Annotated in this window: 22 protein-coding genes and 1 tRNA gene; 18 read left to right on the top strand and 5 right to left on the bottom strand. The window is 67.8% G+C overall.

The window, feature by feature from the left end:
- The first annotated feature begins 13 nt into the window (after nucleotides 1-13).
- Entirely contained in the window at nucleotides 14-808 is a 795-nt protein-coding gene (locus DDF62_RS09140; protein WP_165832215.1) for an SDR family NAD(P)-dependent oxidoreductase, read from the top strand.
- Nucleotides 809-1,006: 198 nt separating this feature from the next.
- On the opposite strand, the gene DDF62_RS09135 is transcribed toward DDF62_RS09140, so the two are convergent.
- The gene (locus tag DDF62_RS09135) at nucleotides 1,007-1,450 is read right to left on the bottom strand and encodes a Ros/MucR family transcriptional regulator (protein ID WP_116488826.1); all 444 of its coding nucleotides are present in this window, start codon (nucleotides 1,448-1,450) and stop codon (nucleotides 1,007-1,009) included.
- Between the two features lie 204 nt (nucleotides 1,451-1,654).
- Here DDF62_RS09135 and glyA point away from each other — a divergent pair, with 204 nt between their 5' ends.
- From glyA to DDF62_RS09100, 7 genes are all read left to right on the top strand, one after another.
- The gene (gene glyA, locus DDF62_RS09130) at nucleotides 1,655-2,944 is read left to right on the top strand and encodes a serine hydroxymethyltransferase (protein ID WP_116488825.1); all 1,290 of its coding nucleotides are present in this window, start codon (nucleotides 1,655-1,657) and stop codon (nucleotides 2,942-2,944) included.
- 32 nt (nucleotides 2,945-2,976) lie between these two features.
- Nucleotides 2,977-3,450: a transcriptional regulator NrdR gene (gene nrdR / locus DDF62_RS09125; RefSeq protein WP_101714276.1), complete on the top strand. Its 474-nt coding sequence runs from the start codon at nucleotides 2,977-2,979 to the stop codon at nucleotides 3,448-3,450.
- An 81-nt stretch (nucleotides 3,451-3,531) separates the two neighbouring features.
- Nucleotides 3,532-3,996 (top strand): 6,7-dimethyl-8-ribityllumazine synthase, encoded by a 465-nt coding sequence (locus DDF62_RS09120; protein WP_101719709.1) that lies wholly within the window; start codon nucleotides 3,532-3,534, stop codon nucleotides 3,994-3,996.
- Nucleotides 3,993-4,448 (top strand): transcription antitermination factor NusB, encoded by a 456-nt coding sequence (nusB, locus tag DDF62_RS09115; protein ID WP_116488824.1) that lies wholly within the window; start codon nucleotides 3,993-3,995, stop codon nucleotides 4,446-4,448. The genes DDF62_RS09120 and nusB overlap by 4 nt, the downstream gene beginning before the upstream one ends.
- On the top strand, nucleotides 4,432-5,514 hold the full coding sequence (thiL, locus tag DDF62_RS09110; protein ID WP_116488823.1) for a thiamine-phosphate kinase: 1,083 nt from the start codon (nucleotides 4,432-4,434) through the stop codon (nucleotides 5,512-5,514). The genes nusB and thiL overlap by 17 nt, the downstream gene beginning before the upstream one ends.
- A 48-nt stretch (nucleotides 5,515-5,562) precedes the next feature.
- On the top strand, nucleotides 5,563-6,087 hold the full coding sequence (locus tag DDF62_RS09105; RefSeq protein WP_116488822.1) for a hypothetical protein: 525 nt from the start codon (nucleotides 5,563-5,565) through the stop codon (nucleotides 6,085-6,087).
- 214 nt (nucleotides 6,088-6,301) lie between these two features.
- Entirely contained in the window at nucleotides 6,302-8,437 is a 2,136-nt protein-coding gene (locus DDF62_RS09100; protein ID WP_116488821.1) for a sodium-translocating pyrophosphatase, read from the top strand.
- 68 nt (nucleotides 8,438-8,505) lie between these two features.
- Here DDF62_RS09100 and DDF62_RS09095 read toward each other — a convergent pair whose 3' ends face one another.
- Entirely contained in the window at nucleotides 8,506-9,063 is a 558-nt protein-coding gene (locus tag DDF62_RS09095; protein WP_116488934.1) for a response regulator, read from the bottom strand.
- A gap of 180 nt (nucleotides 9,064-9,243) precedes the next feature.
- On the bottom strand, nucleotides 9,244-9,732 hold the full coding sequence (locus tag DDF62_RS09090; protein WP_116488820.1) for an outer membrane protein assembly factor BamE: 489 nt from the start codon (nucleotides 9,730-9,732) through the stop codon (nucleotides 9,244-9,246).
- A 121-nt stretch (nucleotides 9,733-9,853) separates the two neighbouring features.
- On the opposite strand from DDF62_RS09090, the gene DDF62_RS09085 reads away from it, so the two are divergent.
- From DDF62_RS09085 to DDF62_RS09055, 7 genes are all read left to right on the top strand, one after another.
- A complete protein-coding gene (locus DDF62_RS09085) occupies nucleotides 9,854-10,384 on the top strand; it encodes a ubiquinol-cytochrome C chaperone family protein (RefSeq protein WP_116488819.1) in 531 nt (176 codons plus the stop codon).
- Nucleotides 10,369-10,908, top strand: coding sequence for a YceD family protein (locus DDF62_RS09080; RefSeq protein ID WP_116488818.1), 540 nt, complete (start codon nucleotides 10,369-10,371; stop codon nucleotides 10,906-10,908). Before DDF62_RS09085 ends, DDF62_RS09080 begins: the two co-directional genes overlap by 16 nt.
- Before the next feature lie 84 nt (nucleotides 10,909-10,992).
- A complete protein-coding gene (gene plsX, locus DDF62_RS09075) occupies nucleotides 10,993-12,075 on the top strand; it encodes a phosphate acyltransferase PlsX (protein WP_116488817.1) in 1,083 nt (360 codons plus the stop codon).
- Nucleotides 12,072-13,049, top strand: coding sequence for a beta-ketoacyl-ACP synthase III (locus DDF62_RS09070; protein ID WP_116488816.1), 978 nt, complete (start codon nucleotides 12,072-12,074; stop codon nucleotides 13,047-13,049). Before plsX ends, DDF62_RS09070 begins: the two co-directional genes overlap by 4 nt.
- A 222-nt stretch (nucleotides 13,050-13,271) precedes the next feature.
- Nucleotides 13,272-13,574, top strand: a complete 303-nt coding sequence (locus tag DDF62_RS09065; protein WP_058346906.1) for an integration host factor subunit alpha — start codon at nucleotides 13,272-13,274, stop codon at nucleotides 13,572-13,574.
- A gap of 12 nt (nucleotides 13,575-13,586) precedes the next feature.
- Nucleotides 13,587-14,018, top strand: coding sequence for a MerR family transcriptional regulator (locus DDF62_RS09060; protein WP_116488815.1), 432 nt, complete (start codon nucleotides 13,587-13,589; stop codon nucleotides 14,016-14,018).
- A gap of 73 nt (nucleotides 14,019-14,091) precedes the next feature.
- Nucleotides 14,092-14,168 (top strand) — tRNA-Pro (locus DDF62_RS09055).
- Between the two features lie 73 nt (nucleotides 14,169-14,241).
- Here the strand turns inward: DDF62_RS09055 and DDF62_RS09050 are convergent.
- Nucleotides 14,242-14,484, bottom strand: coding sequence for a DUF2842 domain-containing protein (locus DDF62_RS09050; RefSeq protein ID WP_244286781.1), 243 nt, complete (start codon nucleotides 14,482-14,484; stop codon nucleotides 14,242-14,244).
- Nucleotides 14,475-14,726, bottom strand: a complete 252-nt coding sequence (locus DDF62_RS09045; RefSeq protein ID WP_101719722.1) for a GlsB/YeaQ/YmgE family stress response membrane protein — start codon at nucleotides 14,724-14,726, stop codon at nucleotides 14,475-14,477. Before DDF62_RS09045 ends, DDF62_RS09050 begins: the two co-directional genes overlap by 10 nt.
- A gap of 171 nt (nucleotides 14,727-14,897) precedes the next feature.
- On the opposite strand from DDF62_RS09045, the gene DDF62_RS09040 reads away from it, so the two are divergent.
- The 3 genes from DDF62_RS09040 (at nucleotide 14,898) to rplM (ending at nucleotide 18,274) form a co-directional block, all read left to right on the top strand.
- On the top strand, nucleotides 14,898-15,929 hold the full coding sequence (locus DDF62_RS09040) for a COX15/CtaA family protein (protein WP_116488813.1): 1,032 nt from the start codon (nucleotides 14,898-14,900) through the stop codon (nucleotides 15,927-15,929).
- Between the two features lie 141 nt (nucleotides 15,930-16,070).
- Complete coding sequence (locus DDF62_RS09035; RefSeq protein ID WP_244286772.1) at nucleotides 16,071-17,549, top strand: alkaline phosphatase; 1,479 nt, start codon at nucleotides 16,071-16,073, stop codon at nucleotides 17,547-17,549.
- A 251-nt stretch (nucleotides 17,550-17,800) separates the two neighbouring features.
- On the top strand, nucleotides 17,801-18,274 hold the full coding sequence (gene rplM, locus DDF62_RS09030; protein ID WP_116488812.1) for a 50S ribosomal protein L13: 474 nt from the start codon (nucleotides 17,801-17,803) through the stop codon (nucleotides 18,272-18,274).
- Nucleotide 18,275: the final 1 nt, after the last annotated feature.

The raw sequence follows: 18,275 nt of genomic DNA, 5'->3' as shown, positions 1-18,275 counted from the left end.
GGAGAGTCGCCCCGTGAAGACCATCGTGATCACCGGCAGCAGCCGCGGCATCGGCTTTGGCCTCGCCGAAGCCTTTCTCGAACGCGGCTGCCAGGTCGTGATCTCGGGCCGCAATCCGCAGGTGCTGGCCGAGGCCCTGGCCAAGCTGGAAGCCACCGGCGGCGCGGTCGCCGCCCAGTCCTGCGACGTCAGCAAGGTGGCCGACCTGGAAGCGCTGTGGAACACGGCCGTCGAGCGGTTCGGCTCGGTCGACATCTGGATCAACAACGCCGGCTCGGTGTCGCCGCGCGTGCGCCTCGACCAGGTCGAGGAAGCCGAGATCGACGCGGTGGTCGCCACCAACCTGCTGGGCGTCATCAAGGCCTCCAAGCTGGCCATGATCCGCATGCTGGCCCAGCCGGGCGGCGGGGCGATCTACAATTTCGAGGGCTTCGGCAGCGACGGCATGACCGCCTCCGGCTTGACGCTCTACGGCGCCACCAAGCGTGCAGTGACCTATTTCACCAAGTCGATGGGCAAGGAGCTGGACGGCACCAACGTGCGCATGGGGACGATCAGCCCCGGCATCGTCGCCACCGACCTCTTGCAGTCGGAGATGCGCGACGCCTCGGACGCCGACCGGGCCAAGTCGATGAAGCTCTACAACATCCTCGGCGATCGCGTGGAGACGGTGGCGCCGTTCATCGCCGACGGCGTGCTCAAGGGCGAGGCCACGGCCGCGCCGGTGCGCTGGCTGACCATGCCCAAGGCCATGGGGCGGTTCATGACCGCCGGCTTCAAGAAGCGCGATATCTTCTCGGCGGCGTGAGGCTTCGGGCTTCACACCCATGCCCCCAAATTTCGTCATCCCGGAAAGTCCGCAGGGCTTATCCGGGACCCAGGGGGACTGGGCGTCGCGCTTGCAACGGCCTCTTCAGAGGTCGGTGGCCCCCTGGGTCCCGGCTCTACGCTGCGCTTCGGCCGGGATGGCGACCACTGGGGCAAGAAGGAATGAAGAAGGAAGGCTTTAGGCCCTCCGGCGCACGCCCTTGCCCAGGCCGATCTGCTTGGCGAAGTCCGAGCGGCGCGCCGCGTAGGCCGGCGCGACCATCGGATAGTCCGACGGCAGGCCCCACTTGCGGCGATAGTCCTCGGGGCTCATGTCGTAGTGCGAGCGCAGGTAGCGCTTGAGCATCTTCAACTTCTTGCCGTCCTCGAGGCAGACGATGTAGTCGTGCTGCACCGAGCGCGAGACGGGCACGGCGGGCTTCTGCTTCTCGGCCGGCTTGGCGGCGGCCGGTTCGCCATGCAGGCCCAGCAGGGTGCCGTGCACGGTGCGGATCAGGTCGGGGACGGCCGTCTGGGAAATCTTGTTCTGGCCGACATAGGCCGCGACGATGCTCGCGCTCAAGGCCAGCAGTTCGGTGTCGTCCGAGAAATCCGACCCCGTTTCGTCGTGTGAAGCCGCCATACGCATCCCGCCCGTTCTGTTCGTTTGCACTCAAAAACGCTCGGCGCGGCGGCAACACCCCGCCGAGGTTCGTCACCAACGCATGGTTATCGTCGCGGTTCCGTCATTGATCGCGGCGCGAAGGACGCTAAAGAGAGCGCCGTCGACTCCCGCTTGCGGGAGCGCGCCGCCCAAAGCCCAGCCGCCCGCCCCAAGGAGCTGCCGATGACGACCACCACCGACCTGACCAAGTTCTTCGGCGCCGATCTCGCGACCGCCGACCGCGACATCTTCGATCGCATTGGTCGGGAGCTGGGTCGTCAGCAGAACCAGATCGAGCTGATCGCCTCGGAAAACATCGTCTCGAAGGCGGTGCTCGAAGCCCAGGGCTCGATCCTGACCAACAAGTACGCCGAAGGCTATCCGGGCAAGCGCTACTACGGCGGCTGCGAATGGGTCGACGAGATCGAGACCATCGCCATCGAGCGCGCCAAGCAGCTGTTCGGCGCGGCCTTCGCCAACGTCCAGCCGCACTCGGGCTCGCAGGCCAACCAGTCGGTGTTCATGTCGCTGCTCCAGCCGGGCGACACCTTCATGGGCATGGACCTGGCCGCCGGCGGCCACCTGACCCATGGCTCGCCCGCCAACCAGTCGGGCAAGTGGTTCAAGCCGGTGTCCTACACCGTGCGCCAGCAGGACCAGCTGATCGACTACGACAACGTCGCCGAAGTGGCCCAGCGCGAGAAGCCCAAGCTGATCATCGCCGGCGGTTCGGCTTATAGCCGCGAGATCGACTTCGCCCGCTTCCGCGAGATCGCCGACAGCGTCGGCGCCTACCTGATGGTCGACATGGCCCACTTCGCGGGCCTGGTGGCCGGCGGCGTGTTCCCCAATCCCGTCCCGCACGCCCACGTCGTCACCACCACCACCCACAAGACCCTGCGCGGCCCGCGCGGCGGCATGGTGCTGACCAACGACGAAGCCATCATCAAGAAGGTCAATTCGGCCGTGTTCCCCGGCCTGCAAGGTGGCCCGCTGGAGCACGTCATCGCCGCCAAGGCCGTGGCCTTCGGCGAGGCGCTGCAGCCCTCGTTCAAGGAATACGCCGCCCAGATCATCGCCAACGCCAAGGCCCTGGCCGACGCGCTGGGCAAGTCGGGTGTCAACATCGTCTCGGGCGGCACCGACAGCCACCTGATGCTGGTCGACCTGCGTCCCAAGGGCGTGACCGGCCGCGACGCCGAGCACAGCCTCGAGCGCGCCCACATGACCTGCAACAAGAACGGCGTGCCGTTCGACACCGCGCCGTTCACGATCACCTCGGGCATCCGCCTGGGCACGCCGGCCGGCACCACCCGCGGCTTCAAGGAAGCCGAGTTCACCCGCGTGGGCGAGCTGATCGGCGAGGTCGTCAACGGCCTGGCCGCCAACGGTCCGGAAGGCAACGCCGCGGTCGAGGCCAAGGTGCGCGAGGAAGTCCTGGCCTTGACGGCCCGGTTCCCGATCTACAACTAATGGCCTAAGGCCGCAGGGGAGGGCCCAAGATCATGCGCTGCCCATTCTGCGGCCACGCCGAAAGCCAGGTGAAGGACAGCCGCCCGTCGGAAGACGGCGCGGCCATCCGCCGTCGCCGCCTCTGTCCGGAGTGCGGCGGCCGCTTCACGACCTTCGAACGCGTCCAGCTTCGCGAGCTGATCATCGTCAAGCGGTCGGGTCGTCGCTCGCCGTTCGACCGCGACAAGCTGATGCGCTCGATCTCGCTGGCCACCCGCAAGCGTCCGATCGAGGGCGAGCGGGTCGAGCGGATGGTCAACGGCATCGTCCGCCAGCTGGAAAGCCAGGGCGAGACCGAGCTCCAGTCGTCGGTCGTTGGCGAAATGGTGATGAAGGCCCTGAAGTCGCTCGATGACGTGGCCTACGTCCGCTACGCCTCGGTTTATCGCGATTTCCGGGAGACCAGTGATTTCGCGAAGTTTTTGGGCGAAGAAGGCTTGAGCGACGTCGCCGAAGACGAGCTATAGGCGCATCCTACGATTCGATTTTTCGGGTCGGCGTGTGACGGCCCTGTGAGGCCTCCCGTCCGCCCAGGAGTTCAGAGGCATATGGTGGAAGACAGGATTCGTCTGCTGATCGTCGAGGGGCGCCGTTATTCGGGCCTGTCGGACGCGCTGCTGGCCGGCGCCGTGCAGGCGATCGAGGCCCAGGGGGCGGAGTACGAGGTCGTCACCGTTTCCGACGCCCTGCAGATCCCGGCCGCCATCGCCATCGCCGAAGAGGCCGGCAAGGGCCCGTCGGGCGTGCGTTACGACGGCTACATCGCGCTGGGCGCCGTCGTGCGCGGCGAGACCTACCACTTCGAGATCGTGTCCAACGAGACCGCTCGCGGCCTGCAGGACCTGGCCGTCGGAAAAAGGTTGGCCATTGGTTACGGCGTGTTGACGGTTGATGACGAGGATCAGGCCTGGAATCGCGCACGCCTCTCGCAGGGCGACCGCGGGGGCCAAGCCGCTCGGGAATGCCTGGAGATCGTGGGTTTGAAGCGTCAGCTGTCGGGACAAGCGCGATGAGCAAGCGCATCCAGCCCCGTTCCGTTTCGCGTCTGGCGGCCGTGCAGGCCCTCTACCAGATGGAAGTCTCCGGCGCCGGCGTCGACGCCGTGGTCCGCGAGTTCTCCGAGCACCGCTTCGACCGCGCCGTCGAGGACACCGAGGGCGCCCAGCTGGCCCAGGCCGACGAGTCCTTCTTCGCCGACCTGGTGAAGGGCGTCGTCTCCAAGCAGGCGATCATCGACCCGGCCATCGTGCGCCGCCTGGCCTCGGGCTGGAAGCTCGAGCGCCTGGACGCTACCGCCCGCGCCGTGCTGCGCGCCGGCGCCTACGAGCTGATGAACCGCCCGGACGTTCCGACCGAGGTGGTGATCGACGAGTACGTCGAGATCGCCAAGTCGTTCTTCGAGGGGCCGGAAGCCGGCTTCATCAACGGCGCCCTGGACGCCATCGCGCGTGACGCCCGAGTCTGACGACGACTGGTTCGACGATCCCGCCCCGGCCGTGGCGCCGGCGGCGGAGGACGACGAGTCGTGGTTCGACGACGTCCCTCCGGCGGCCGCGCCGTCGGGCCCGGACGAGTTCGAGCTGATCGCGACCCACCTGCGTCCTCTGACCAACGGCGACCCCGTCGCGCTCGACCTGCTGGACGACGCGGCGGTGCTGCCCTCGCGCCCCGGCTACGACCTGGTGATCACCAAGGACGCCATGGTCGCGGGCGTGCACTTCCTGGCCGGCGAGGATCTCGACATCGTCGCCCGGCGCCTGCTGCGCACCAATCTGTCCGATCTCGCCGCCAAGGGCGCCGAGCCCTACGGCTATTTCCTGGCTGTCGGCTGGCCTTCAGGCACGACGGTCGAGGACCGCGAAACCTTCGCCCGCGGCCTGGCCGAGGACGGCCAGGCCTACGGCGTCAATCTTCTGGGCGGCGACACCGTCACCACCTCCGGCGCCATGGTCGTCTCGGCGACCCTGCTGGGCTGGGTGCCGCAAGGGGCGGCCGTCCTGCGGCGCGGCGCCAAGGCCGGCGACCGCCTGATGGTTTCCGGCAGCATCGGCGACGGCTGGCTTGGCCTGCTGGCCCACTGGGGCGAGGTCGAGGATCCCGACGGCGGCCTCGTGCGCCGCTATCGCACGCCCGCGCCGCGCCTGGCGCTGCGCGAGGCCTTGCGCCAGTTCGCCCACGCCGCCGCCGACGTCTCCGACGGCCTGTTGGCCGACGCGGGCCACATCGCCAAGGCCAGCGGCCTGCAGGTCAAGGTCGACCTCGACCGCCTGCCGCTGTCGACCGGCGCCCGCAAGTGGCTGGAAGCCCAGCCCGAGCGCGGCGAGGCCCGCATGTCCCTGGCTTCGGGCGGCGACGACTACGAGGTCGTCTGCGCCGTTCCCGCCGCCGACGTCGCCGCCTTCCAGGCCGCCGCCTTCGCCGCCGGCCTGCCGGTGCGCGACATCGGCGAGTTCGTCGAGGGCGAGGGGGTCTGCGCCCTGTTCAAGGGCAAGGACATCACGCCCCAGCGGCTAGGCTGGCTGCACGGCTGACGTCGCCTCGGTAGCGAAACCTCAAGCCTTCTCGGTTAACAGGCGGGCATGACCTCGACCGCTCTGTCCCGTCGCGCCCTGCTGGCGCTTGCCGCGCCGCTCGCGCTGTGCGCCGCGCCCGCCTTCGCCTCCGGCAAGGAGAAGAAGAAGGAAGGCGGGGAGGGCGAGAAGGAGAAGGAAGATCCGGTGATCAAGCTGGGCTCCATGGCCCTGCCGATCGTCGCCGAGGGGCGCCTGATCAACTACATCTTCGTCGAGTTGTCGCTGACCTTGCCGCCGGCGGGCGACGTCACCGCCTTCGCCGGCAAGGAGCCGCTGCTGCGCGACGCGCTGGTGCGCGCGGCGCACAAGCAGCCGCTCAACAAGCCCGGCAGCTACGTCCTGCTCGACGATGGCAAGGTGAAGGCCATCGTCATGCGCGAGGCCGTCGCCCTGGTCGGCAAGGGCAAGGTCGCCGCCGTGACCATCGGCAAGCAGACGCCGCGCAACTTCGTGCCGTTCCCCAAGGCGGCGCCGAAGGCCGCGGCCAAGCCGGCGTCGCCGCCCGCCGATTCGGCTCCGATCATCCCCTGAAGCTTCGCGAACGCCGTTCTCGCAAGCGGTTGCGCGCTAGGCTTGTGGATGTCAGTGTTTCCCCCTGGCGCCGATGTCGGGGCCAGATCAGGGAGCTTCGAGGGGGAATGAGGCCCTAAGGCCCGCCCGCCGCTCCTGGCCTGGGGCGCTTGTCGATCCTCCATGCCGGGAACCGCGACCCCTCGTGATTGAAACACGAAGGGGCACAACACCCATGAGTTCTTGGCTTTACGTAGCCATCGGCGCCGGGCTTCTGGCGGTGCTGTATGGCGCGGTTCAGACCGCCAGGCTTTTGAAGGCCTCGCCGGGCGATGCGAAGATGCAGGAAATCGCCGCGGCCATTCAGGAAGGCGCCCAGGCCTATCTGAACCGTCAGTACACGACCATCGCCATCGTCGGCGTCGTGGTCGTGGCTTTGCTCGCGTTCTTCTTCAAGGGCTGGGAGCAGCCCGTCGGCTTCGCGCTGGGCGCGATCCTCTCGGGCCTGGCGGGGTTCGCCGGCATGCTGATCTCGGTGCGGGCCAACGTGCGCACCGCCCAGGCCTCGTCCGAGAGCCTGGCCAAGGGCCTGTCGATGGCCTTCACCTCGGGCGCGGTCACCGGCATGCTGGTGGCGGGCTTCGCGCTGCTGGGCGTGGCCGGATACTACACCCTGCTGCTGTCGGTCGGGCATGAGGGCGCCGATCGGGTCGTGATCGACTCGCTGGTGGCGCTGGGCTTCGGCGCCAGCTTGATCTCGATCTTCGCCCGCCTGGGCGGCGGCATCTTCACCAAGGGCGCCGACGTGGGCGGCGACCTCGTCGGCAAGGTCGAGGCCGGCATTCCCGAGGACGACCCCCGCAACGCCGCGACCATCGCCGACAACGTGGGCGACAACGTCGGCGACTGCGCAGGCATGGCCGCCGACCTGTTCGAGACCTATGCGGTGACCACGGTCGCAACCATGGTGCTGGCGGCGATCTTCTTCACCGGCACCGACGTCGTCGGCTCGATGATGATCCTGCCGCTGGCCATCTGCGCGGTGTGCATCGTCACCTCGATCGTCGGCGCCTTCTTCGTCCGCCTGGGCAAGAAGAACAACATCATGGGGGCCCTCTATCAGGGCCTGATCGTCACCGGTCTGCTGTCGATCCCGGCGGTGTGGTGGGTGATCCACCAGCTCGTCCCGGACGCCATCGACCTGGACGGCCGTCTCTTCACCGCCGACAACCTGTTCTACTGCGGTCTCGTGGGCCTGGCGGTGACGGCGCTGATCGTGGTGATCACCGAATACTACACCGGCACGGGCTTCCGGCCGGTGAAGTCGGTGGCCCAGGCCTCGGTGTCCGGTCACGGCACCAACGTCATCCAGGGCCTGGCCATGTCGCTGGAGTCCACGGCCCTGCCGGCCCTGACCATCATTGTCGGCATCGTCGTGACCTATAACCTGGCGGGCCTCTTCGGCATCGCCATCGCCACCACCACCATGCTGTCCCTGGCCGGCTTCATCGTCGCTCTGGACGCCTTCGGTCCGGTCACCGACAACGCTGGCGGCATCGCCGAGATGGCCGGCCTTCCTCCGGAAGTCCGCGTCACCACCGACGCCCTGGACGCGGTCGGCAACACCACCAAGGCCGTCACCAAGGGCTACGCCATCGGTTCGGCGGGCCTGGGGGCGCTGGTGCTGTTCGCGGCCTATACCGAGGACCTGAAGTTCTTCTCCGAGAACGCCGCCCCCGGCAGCTTCTTCGACGGCATGGGGGCGGTCAGCTTCGACCTGTCCAATCCCTATGTCGTGGTCGGCCTGCTGTTCGGCGGCCTGCTGCCGTTCCTGTTCGGGGGTCTGTCGATGACCGCCGTGGGGCGCGCGGCCGAGTCGGTGGTGGCCGAGGTCCGTCGCCAGTTCCGCGAAAACCCGGGCATCATGACCTACGAGACCAAGCCCGAGTACGGCAAGGCCGTCGACATCCTGACCAAGGCCGCCATCCGCGAGATGATCGTGCCAAGCCTTCTGCCGGTGGTCTCGCCGGTGGTGCTGTTCTTCGTCATCAACGCCATCGCCGGCAAGGTCGACGCCTTTGCCTGTCTCGGCGCCATGCTGATGGGGGTGATCGTCACCGGCCTGTTCGTCGCCATCTCGATGACCAGCGGCGGCGGCGCCTGGGACAACGCCAAGAAGGTGATCGAGGAAGGCTTCACCGACAAGGACGGCGTCCTGCACAAGAAGGGCGGCGAAACCCACAAGGCCGCCGTCACCGGCGACACCGTCGGCGATCCCTACAAGGACACCTCGGGTCCCGCCGTGAACCCGATGATCAAGATCACCAACATCGTGGCCCTGCTGCTGCTGGCGGTGCTGGCCCACGGCTGATCTCGATACCGGCCTGAACGAGAACACCCCGGAGCCGCCGCTCCGGGGTGTTTTTCGTCTGGGGAGCTTCAGTAGACCTCTTCGGGATCGAAGTCGTAGACAGGGTCGGCCCCGCCGCCCGGGGCGTTCGGAGCGGGCTGGGCGCCGCGTCGCTCGTCGCCGGCGAAGTCGTGGTCGATGCGGCGTCGGCGGCAGGGGCCGAAATAGGCCTCCGTGCGGACGAAATCGCGGGGGTTGTTGATGACCTCGTTGATGCGATGCATGACCCCGCGCGCCGTCAGCGGCTTGGCCAGGAACTCGGTCACCCCGGCCATCCGCGCCTCGTCGAGGCTGCGGCGGGTGGCGTGGCCGGTCATCATGATGATCGGCGCGTACGGGTTGGGGCTGGCCTGCGAATTGCGGATCCAGTGCACGAATGACAACCCGTCCACCGGCTGCATCATCAGGTCGGTGAACACGATGTCGACCTCGCGTTCGGAAAACAGCTTCAGCCCCTCGACGCCGTCGCCGGCCTCGAGAATGCGCCGCACCCCAGCGGACTTCAGGATCGCGGCCAGGATGCCGCGCATGTTGGCGTTGTCGTCGACGATGAGCATCGTCAACGCCCGCAGATCGAGCGCGCTCACGACCATCTCCCCCAGAGCAACCGACGCCAGGGTTGGGGCCCCGCGTCGATCAGACGGGAAGGTTGTGACGGGCGTGCTTGAGGAAACGTTGATACGGCGACAAAAAGTCGCACGAAATCACGCGCTTATAGTCAAGCTTTGGTAAGGTTGAAGTGTCGGTTAACCGACTTGATCGTCAGTCTAGCGACGGTCGCCGGGGCGGGTGCCGGGAACGCCCTCGTCGTCCTGAGGCAGCATGCCGCCGCGACCGACGGTGCCGAGCAGCTGCTCGAGCACGGTCATCTCGCGACCGCGGGTCGGGGTCTCGCGGCCGTTGTAGGCGATGACCTTGCCGTCCTTCAGGGTGAAGGTGTCGACCGAGGCGACCTTCTCGTCGGCCGTGTTGAACTTGATGGCCACGACGTCGCGCTTGATCACGCGCGGCTTGTAGAAGGCCACGCGGTCGGTGGTCTGCGAGATGTAGTACCAGGCGTCGCTGTCGAAGGTGGAGACCGCCGACGGCGTGCCCAGCTTCTCGCGGACGGTGGACTTGCTGTCCTCGCCAATCTTCATGTCGGCCGGCTTGGCCTCGATGGCCTGGAAGCCGGAATAGCTCGTCAGCGGCGTGCAGCCTCCGACGACGGCGGCGAGGCCGATGGCGGCGGCGGCGAAAACGGCGGGGCGAGACATTGAGGCTCCGGAACCGGAAGAAGGCTGGACTTTGACCTATCGCCCGCGCGGGCTTAGTTCAATGGCCCGCGTGGATGCTCAGGCCATCTAGTGGCGGCTCGCGGCGAAATAGAGGCGTGGAATGTTTCTGGATTGGCTAATCAAGCCCAGGCCCGCGACGCTGGCGGGGGAAAAACTCTATGCATCGGCGACGGCCCAGGCCCGATCGTCACGATTCTACGCGCAGCTGGGCGTTCGCGACTCGATGGAGGGCCGGTTCGAGCTCTTCACCCTGCACGTTGTGCTGGTGATCGAGCGGCTGAAAGGGCAGGGCGAGGCTGCGGCCGAGACCTCGCAGGCGGCTTTCGACTCCTACGTCCGCGGTCTCGACGACGCCTTCCGTGAAATCGGCGTGTCCGACACCGCCGTCGGCAAGAAGATGAAGAAGCTGGCCGGCGCCTTCTACGGCCGGCTGAAGACCTATGACGAGGCCTTCGCGACGTTGCCGGACTGCGCCGAACTGGACGCCGCCCTGGCCCGCACCGTGTTCGAGGAGCGCGGCGAGGGTGACGTCGCGGCCGTTAGCGCCTATGTGCGGTCGGCGCGCGAAGCTCTGGCGGAGCAGTCGCTGGACGCCCTGCTGAACGGAGAAGTGCAATGGCCGAACGTCTGATTGATCCCTGGCCGAGCACCGTCACCCTGGCCCGCGTCGACCGCGGCGGGGTGGACCTGAAGCTCGCGCCCGACGAAACCGTGCGCAAGGCCATCGCCAAGCAGCTGGGCCTGGTGTCGCTCGACCTGCTGGAGGCCCAGGTCTATCTGCGCTCGTGGATGGACGGCGCCGAGGTGTCGGGCGTGCTGCGCGCCCGCGTCGTACAGACCTGCGGCGTCACCAGCGAGGACTTCGAGACCCCCATCGACGCTCGCTTCAGCCTGCGCGTGCTGCCGGCCAACAGCGAGCACGCCCCACAGGACGAGGGCGGCGAGCTGGGCCTCGAACCCGACGGCGACGATCCGCCCGACGTGCTGGAAGGCGAGGCGATCGACGTCTCGGGCTATGTCATCGAACATCTGGCGCTGGAGCTGGACCCGTTCCCGCGCAAGCCGGGCGCGGTGTTCGTGCAACCGCCCGAACCGGTTGAGCTTTCTCCCTTCGCGGCGTTGAAGGGGCTTAAAACGAAGGGCGACGAGGGCTGAGTTGGCCCTTACGCCTTCCGGCGTGATATCACGCCGGGGAATCATCGGCCGCGTCGCGACCGTCTAAGGAGTCGATAGCGCCTCGTGCCCAAGCCTGTAGTCATCTCGATCGACGCCATGGGCGGGGATCACGGTCCGTCCGTGGTCGTTCCGGCGCTGGAGATCGCGGCCAAGACCCTGCCCGACGTGCGCTTCCTGGTGCACGGCGACGAGGTCGCGCTGAACGCCGAACTGGCGCGCGCGCCCGCCGCGCGGGCGGTCTGCACCGTCGTCCATACCGACAAGTCCATCGCCATGGACGAAAAGCCCGCCCAGGCCATGCGCCGGGGCAAGGGCTCCAGCCTTTGGAACGCCGTCGAGGCGATCCGTTCGGGCGAGGCGGCCGCCTGCGTCTCGGCCGGCAACACCGGCGCCCTGATGGCGATCTCCAAGCTGATCCTGCGCATGAGCGCGGATCTGGAGCGCCCGGCCATCGTCGCCTCCTGGCCGACGATGAAGGGCATCTCGGCGGTGCTGGACGTCGGCGCCAATGTCGAGAGCGACGCCGAGCAGCTGGTCGAGTTCGCCATTATGGGCGCGGCCTTCCATCACGCCGTGCATGGCTCGGAACGTCCGACCGTTGGCCTGCTCAATGTCGGCTCCGAGGAGCAGAAGGGCCATGAGGAGGTGCGCGAGGCGCATCGCATCCTGCAGGACAGCCCGCACTTCGACTTCGACTATCGCGGCTTCGTCGAGGGCACCGACATCGCCTACGGCACGGTGGACGTGGTCGTCACCGACGGCTTCACCGGCAATGTCGCCCTGAAGACAGCCGAGGGCCTGGCGCGGTTCTTTGGCAATGAGATCAAGCAGACCCTGACGGCCGGCCCGCTGGCCATGCTGGGCGCGCTGATCGCCTCGGGCTCGCTGAAGAAGATGAAGCGGCGTCTGGACCCCGGCCGGGTCAACGGCGGGCCGCTGCTTGGCCTCAACGGCATCGTGGTGAAGAGCCACGGCGGCGCCGACGCCAATGGCTTCGCCTCGGCCGTCCGAGTGGCGGTGGACCTCGCGCGCAGCGACTTCACCGCCGAGATCGATCGTAATCTGAAGCGTCTGACCGCGGAAAAAGACCAAGCGGCCAAGGACGACGGCGCCGACGGCGCCGAAACCCAGGGAGCCGCCGAGTGAGCGTAGTTCGCAGCGTGGTGACCGGCGTCGGGGCCTACCTGCCGCCGCAGATCGTCACCAACGAAGAGCTGTCAAAGATCGTCGACACGTCCGACGAGTGGATCGTCGAGCGCACGGGCATCCGTCAGCGCCACAAGGCCGCCGACGATCAGGCCGTGTCGGACCTGGCCGTGGAAGCCGCCAAGCAGGCGCTGGAGCGCGCCGGCAAGACCGCCGCCGACGTCGACCTGATCATCGTGGCGACCACCACGCCCGACCTGACCTTCCCGGCCACCGCCGCCATCGTCCAGCGCAAGCTGGGCGCGGGCGTCGGCATCGCCTTCGACGTCCAGGCCGTTTGCTCGGGCTTCGTCTACGCCCTGTCGGTGGCCGACGGCTTCATCGCCCGCGGCAACGCCAAGTGCGCCCTGGTGATCGGCGCCGAGGCCATGACCCGCCTGATGGACTGGACCGACCGCGGCACCTGCGTGCTGTTCGGCGACGGCGCCGGCGCGGTGGTGCTGGAGCCGCAGGAAGGCGAGGGGACCACGGCCGATCGCGGCATGCTGGGCTTCGCCCTGCGCGCCGACGGGACCAAGCAGGACCTGCTCTATGTCGACGGCGGTCCGTCGACCACGGGCACGGTGGGCAAGCTGCGGATGCTGGGCAACCAGGTCTTCAAGCATGCGGTGATCAACATCTCAGAGGCCATCCACGCCGCCGCCGAGAAGGCGGGGGTGACGGTGCCCGAGGTGGACTGGTTCATTCCGCACCAGGCCAACCAGCGAATCCTGCAGGGCGTGGCCAATCGCTGCGGCATCGACGAGGAAAAGGTGATCTCGACGGTGGCGCTGCACGCCAACACCTCGGCCGCCTCGATTCCCTTGGCTTTCGCCCACGGGGTCGCGGACGGCCGGATCAAGCCTGGCGACCTGCTTCTGCTGGAAGCGATGGGCGGCGGCCTGACCTGGGGCGCCTGCGTCCTGCGCCTTTGATGGTCACGGACGAAGCTTGACCTTGGGTTGGCGCACGGCCTGCTTCAGCATATGAAGTAACCGGCTTGACCCTTTGACTTCATGCGGTATTCGCGGCATGCAGTCTCAAGTTGACGAGGTCTTGTCGCGTGGGATCGGGGCTTTCGTGCGCCCCTTTTCGCGAGGCGGACCGATTGGCGCGGGCTGTGCTGAGTTCGCGCATTGAAGCGTATAGGGGGCGTTATGAAGGGTTCGACTCTGACCCGGGCTGACCTCTGCGAGGCTGTCCACGAGGAAGTAGGCCTGACTCGTCAGGACTGCGCCGGTCTCGTCGAGCGCACCCTGGATCTCGTGGCCGAGGCGCTCGAGAAGGGTGAGACGGTCAAGCTTTCCGGATTCGGCGTCTTCCAGGTCCGCGAGAAGCGGGCCCGGATGGGGCGCAATCCCAAGACCGGCGAGCCGGCCGAGATCGAGCCGCGGCGCGTTATCGGCTTCAGGGCCTCGCAGGTCATGAAGGCGCGCATCGACAGCGCTTTGGACGACTAAGGAGTCCGTGCGGTGGCGAAGGGGCCGAACGCCTTCCGCACGATTTCAGAGGCCGCCGAGGAGCTCGGCGTCCCCCAGCACGTCCTGCGTTTCTGGGAGACCAAGTTCTCTTTCATTCGCCCGATGAAGCGGGCTGGCGGGCGGCGCTTCTACCGCCCGCAGGACATCGCCGTGCTGAACGGCGTGCGCGCGCTGCTGCACGCCGAGGGCTACACCATCAAGGGCGTCCAGAAGCTGCACCGCGAGCAGGGCGTGGCCCATGTGATCGCCGCGGGCCTGGGCCAGAACGGCGCGGCCTTCCTCGAATCTCCACTCGATGAGTCGTTCGGCGATTCGGCGGCCGTTTCGCCGCCCAGTCCCGAGCAACGTCGGCGCCTGACCGAGGCGCTGGACGACCTGACCAGCATCAAGGCCCGTCTGGACGGGCTTTTGACGCGTTCCTGAGGACTGTGGAAAACCACTAGATTTCCGATTGCCGAGGCGAAGAGCGGCGCCTATAAGGGCGCTCCTTCCGCGTCGGAGCGTGGCGCAGCCTGGTAGCGCACTTGACTGGGGGTCAAGGGGTCGCAGGTTCGAATCCTGTCGCTCCGACCATTCTCTCTTCGGAGAGAACACCGCGGAAGAAACGCAAAGGCCGCCCTTCGGGGCGGCCTTTTTCGTTTCCGGATTATCGCTGGCCGACGTCCAGCGGCTTGTCCGCCTTGCCCATCCAGGTGATCAGCGGGATGACCGGCAGCACCCAGCCCATGCCCAGCGCCACGAAATAGATCAGGTGCACGGCGCGGTTCAGCGGCAGGTGGTCGTAGAGGCTGGTGAAGGCCCAGATCCAGCCGAGCAGGATCGCGACGACGCCGAGCGAACCGATCAGCTTGCGCAGGCGCGCCGGAATGAGGGGAGCGCTCACGCGGATCTCCGGAAGAGGCCGAGCACGGCCAGGAACAGGGTGGCGCCGACGGCCGAGACGACCAGGCTGCCGAGAAAGCCGGGGATGGCCAGGTGCAGGCGCTGGGCGATGAACGCGCCGATGAACGAGCCGATCACGCCGATCAGCAGCTTGATGAACAGGCTGTGGCGACGGGCCAGGGCCAGATCCGCGATCCAGCCGGCCAGGATGCCGATCACCACGGCGCTGAACACGCCCACGCCGCTCATTGCACATCCCCCTGGAACGCGCTGCGCCCCCGCAGCGGGCTCACCATGCCACGGCCAGTCGTGCGCGTCATGGTTCCCTTAAGGCGACCGCAGGCATGGACAGCGGAGCTGTGGCGGGGGTAGGGGTCTAGCCGCCCCATTTAGGCCCAGAACAGGCGTTTTTTCGGCTTCATGACTTCCTTCCTGCGTTCCGACCGTTCCGCCCCCGTCGCCATCTGGCTGTTCGTCGTGGCGGTGCTGGTCTTCGCCATGGTCGTCGTCGGCGGCGCGACGCGCCTGACCGACTCGGGACTGTCGATCACCCAGTGGAAGCCGATCATGGGCGCCCTGCCGCCGATGTCGGAGGAGGCCTGGCGGGCCAATTTCGAGCTCTACAAGCAGATCCCCCAGTACCACCTGGTGAATCCCGACATGACCCTGGAGGCCTACAAGGGCATCTTCTGGTGGGAGTGGGCGCACCGGTTGCTGGGCCGCGTTGTGGGCGTCGCCTTCGCCGTTCCGTTCGCCTTCTTCCTCGTTCGCCGCATGCTGCCGCGCCGCCTGATCTGGCGCTGCGGGGCCATGCTGGCCCTGGGCGGCCTGCAGGGGCTGGTCGGCTGGTGGATGGTCTCTTCGGGCCTGTCGGAACGGGTTTCGGTCGCGCCCGAGCGGCTGATGGTCCACCTGGGCCTGGCGCTGGCGCTCTTCGTGCTGCTGATCTGGACCGCGCTGGACGCCTGGAACGGCGCGCCGCGCGTCGAGGAGCGCAGCGACTGGCGTGGCTGGGCCCTGGCTTTTCTGGGCGCGGTGTTCTTCCAGAGCCTGCTGGGCGCGCTGGTGGCCGGCAACGACGCCGGCCTCGTCTACAACGACTGGCCGTTGATGAACGGCGCGCTGCTGCCCGACCAGTACGCCGGTCACGGCCTGTGGGGCACGCTGGCCCACAGCCAGGGCGCGGTGCAACTGCACCACCGTCTGATGGCCTATGCCGTCTTCGCCGCCGCGATCGCCATCGCGGCCGGCGCGGCGCGGGCCCGTCGTCTGCCGCATGAAGCCAAGATCGCCGCCTACGTCCTGCTCGGGGTCGTGACGGTGCAGGCCGGTCTGGGCGTCTGGACCCTGATGGCCGCCGTGCCGCTGAGCCTGGGCGTCCTGCACCAGGCCGGCGCGGCCGTGCTGCTGGGCGTGGCGACCGCCTTTGCCTGGCGTGTCCGCCGGCCGTAACCAATCTCCGAAATATCCCCGCGAAAGCGGGGTTCTAAGGGAGAAGGTCGGCGCTTCGCTTCAGCCCATTTCCATGGCGCTCGAAGAACTGTCACGAAACTCCAGCAGAGCACGCGCGACGTCCCTGCTGGAGACTGCCCCGTGATCCGCGCTTCCTCGTTCCTGGCCGGCGTCTGCGCCCTGGCCCTGCTGCCCGCCTTCGCCCACGCCGCCGACGCTTCGCCGGCCCAGGCCGCCGACCCGTACTACAAGTCCGGCCAGGCCGCGCTGGCCAGGGCCATGGCGGTGACCCCCAACACCGGCCGCGCCAAGAACGTCATCCTGTTCCTCGGCGATGGCATGGGCATCTCCACCGCCGTGGCCGGGCGCATCTGGCAGGGCCAGCAGAAGGGCGTGGACGGCGAGTCCAACGCCCTGTCGTTCGAGAAGCTGCCCTTCACCGCGCTCTCCAAGACCTATAGCCACGACACCCAGGTCACCGACAGCGCCGCCGGCATCACCGCCATCACCACCGGCGTGAAGACCCGCAACAAGGTCATCGGCCTGACCGGTGAGGCCAAGCCCGAGAGCTGCGCCAGCGAAGCCGCCACCAGCGTGACCACCATCGCCGAGATCGCCAAGGCCCACGGCCTGTCGGCCGGCGCGGTGACCAACACCCGCATCACCCACGCCACCCCCGCCGGGACCTTCGCCCACACCGCCTATCGCGACTGGGAAGGCGACGGCGACATGCCGGCCGAGGCCCTGAGCGGCGGCTGCAAGGACATCGCCCGCCAGCTGGTCGAGGCCCCGGCGGGCGTGCGCCTCGATGTCGCGCTGGGCGGCGGCCGCTCGCGGTTCCTGCCCGAGGCCAAGGGCGGCAAGCGCGCCGACGGCCGCGACCTGACCGCCGAATGGACCAGGGCCAAGGGCGCGGCCTATGTCTCGACCGCCGATCAGCTGAAGGCCATCGATCCGGCCAAGACGGGCCCGGTGCTCGGTCTCTTCGCCGGCGAGCACCTGCCCTACGAGGTCGAGCGCGCCCAGAGCGGGCAGGGCGTGCCCTCGCTGTCCGACATGGCCACCAAGGCCGTCGACATCCTGTCGAAGAACCCCAAGGGCTACTTCCTGCTGGTCGAGGGCGGCAAGATCGATATGGGCAGCCACCTCAACAACGCCAGGCGCACCCTGACCGAGACCGCGGCCTTCTCCGACGCTGTCCAGGCCGTGCTCGACAAGGTCGACCTGAAGGACACCCTGGTCATCGTCACCGCCGACCACAGCCACGGCCTGGTGATCTCGGGCTATGCCGCGCGCAACGCTCCGATCCTGGGCCTGGCGGGCAACGAGGGCGAACCGGTCGTGGCCGGCGACGGCAAGGCCTATACGGTGCTGAGCTTCGCCACCGGTCCCGGCGGCGTCGAAGGGAGCAACCTGCGCGCCGACCCGGCCAAGGAAGACCTCGACGAGGTCGACTACCACCAGCAGGCCGTGGCTCACCTGCCCAGCGCCGCCCACGCCGGCGAGGACGTCGGGGTCTATGCCGACGGTCCGGGCGCCTACCTCGTCCGCGGCGTGGTCGAGGAGAGCTACATCTTCCAGGTCATGCGCCACGCCTTCGGCTTCGACGCCGCCAAGTAGGCGAAGGGACAGCCTCATCCAGGGAAAGGGCGGGCGGCCTCGGACGCTCGCCCTTTTTCTTGCTCGGGCGTGGAAAGCGAATGGATGTGGTATTTGAATACCGTATCGCTCAAACCCTTGTGCTGCAAGGCTTTCCGAACTTTCTGCATGCGCAATGTTGACAGGCGGCCAACCCTTGGGTATCAGCCGCCCCTCACGCGGACGGAACCACTTCCTCGGCTCCCGACGCACAAGAATTACGGATCAATCCCATGCAAAAGACCACGGCTTCCCTGAAGCCCGCCGAGGTCGAGAAGAAGTGGATCGTGGTCGACGCCAAGGACGCCGTTGTCGGTCGTCTGGCGACGTTCATCGCCATGCGTCTTCGCGGCAAGCACCGTCCCGACTACACCCCGCACGTCGACTGCGGCGACTTCGTCGTCGTGATCAACGCCGACAAGGTGAAGTTCACCGGCAAGAAGCTGGACGACAAGGTTTACTACCGTCACACCGGTCACCCGGGCGGCATCAAGGAAACCACCCCGCGCAAGGTGCTGGGCGGTCAATTCCCCGAGCGCGTCCTGAACAAGGCCGTCGAGCGCATGCTGCCGAAGGAGAGCCCGCTGGCTCGCAAGCAGCTGACGCACCTGCTGGTCTATGCCGGCGCTGAGCACCCGCACCAAGCGCAAAGCCCGGAAGTCATCGACTTCGCCGCGCGCAACGTCAAGAACACCCGGAGCGCCTAAG

The organism is Caulobacter radicis, from assembly GCF_003094615.1.
GTDB classification, from domain to species: Bacteria; Pseudomonadota; Alphaproteobacteria; order Caulobacterales; family Caulobacteraceae; genus Caulobacter; species Caulobacter radicis.
Note: the sequence above shows the minus strand (reverse complement) of the source record. Positions and strands in the feature narration are given on the sequence as shown.